Here is a 1,631-nt window from a genome sequence, read left to right as displayed (position 1 = left end):
TCGTAGAGCGCCTTGCCGTCCTCGAGATAGCCCTCCTGGTCGAAATGCATGATCTCGATCTTCTCGGTTTCCTTCATGGCTTTTCCTTTCTGTCCTGCACGCAACTCTATACATCGCGTTTCTTTTCGATACCAATTATAGACATATACCTAACGTATTTTTAATACCACTTATCAATCTGCTCCAATCCTCGGTGAACGGTCGAAATTCTCTGGTGAGTGGTATTAAATTAGAATTGAATGTATAGCTAACGCCTCTGGCGCCTCCCTTGTGTGGCAAAGAACAGCGTTCCTACCAGCGCAATAATGGTCGATGCCCCAAACAGCACCGCCTGGACGCCCAAAGCCTCCGCCAAAAACGGAGCCGCCAGCAGCGGCAGCACGCCGGCGCTCATCAGGCCAAAGCGCACAAAGCCGGTAATGCGCCCCAGGTATTTGATGTCGGCGCGCTCCTGAATCAAGATCATCTGCAGCGGTTCCAGGAATCCCCAGGCCAGACCGTTAATCGCCTGACCGATAATCGCGACCCCCAGCATATCGGTGCCCACGTACACCATGGACCCAATGCCCACGGCCATGAGCGCGCCGAGCAACAATCGCAGGTTGACATGGCGAGCAGGAAGCTTGGTCAGGATGAACGCACCCACCGAGGAAGTGAGGCCCACGACCGAGGACAGCCAGCCCAGCCAGACGATATCCACGTTGAGCACATCGCGGTAGAACAACGACTCAAGCGAATCGAACGCGCCAAACGCAAAGAAACCCAAAAAGCCCGAGATAAAGATGAGGCGCAAGTCGTGGTCGCGAAACGTAAGTCGCGCGCCCTCGGTCATGCCGCCCAGAATACCGCCCTTCGGCTTCTCCCCTTTTGCGGGAGCAACACACTCGTGACAGCCCAAGGAGAGCACGGCCGCCACACCCATCATGCCCGCCATGAGCAGATAGACCGATTGCGTGGCAAAACAGCTCACGATGGCACCACCGAGCAGCGGGCCAGCGGTATAGGCGATATTGCTGTAGAACACCATGAGACCGTTCACGCGGGTACGGCCCTCGGTGGTCGACTCCAGGTATCCCGGAAACGCATGCGTGCAGGTGTTGATAAAGCCGCCCGCAAGCCCCAAGACGCACGCGGCAAACACAAGCCCGGGGACAGACAACGGCGCCAACCCCACGCCAAGCGATAGCACCGCCGTAATCACGCACGTCACAAACGACGTCCGGCGCGGTCCAAAGCGGTCGATGACCGAGCCCGACACCATATTGCCCGCCGACGTCATAAGATTGCGTACGAGCGTAATGGCAGCAACCAAAAAGGCCGTGCCAGCCAGATCATACGTGGCCGCACCGATAAGTCCCAAAAAGTAGACCGCGTTGTTGGCGCACCACTGTAGGGACTCAATAAGAATCAGCCTGACCTCTGCCGGCGTCAGGCGCATTGCTTCGCGATCCTTCGCGAACATACGAACTCCTTCTATACAAAAAGGGGATGGAGGGCATAGGCCTGCTCCATCCCCTTTCCAGGTTGCAACGAAAATCTATGCAGCCGGGCCCTTACGCCAGCACGCCGAAGAACGCGCCGATGATGCCCACGACCATGGTGGCCACGATCAGCACCATGGGGTTGATCTT

Annotated in this window: 1 protein-coding gene; it reads right to left on the bottom strand. The window is 57.1% G+C overall.

Annotation, left to right across the window (positions count from 1 at the left end):
* Window positions 1-247: 247 nt before the first annotated feature.
* The gene (locus AB5164_RS10135) at window positions 248-1,462 is read right to left on the bottom strand and encodes an MFS transporter (RefSeq protein ID WP_368143343.1); all 1,215 of its coding nucleotides are present in this window, start codon (window positions 1,460-1,462) and stop codon (window positions 248-250) included.
* Window positions 1,463-1,631 lie beyond the last annotated feature (169 nt).

The organism is Collinsella aerofaciens, assembly GCF_040915425.1.
GTDB lineage: Bacteria > Actinomycetota > Coriobacteriia > Coriobacteriales > Coriobacteriaceae > Collinsella > Collinsella aerofaciens_BW.
Note: the sequence above shows the minus strand (reverse complement) of the source record. Positions and strands in the feature narration are given on the sequence as shown.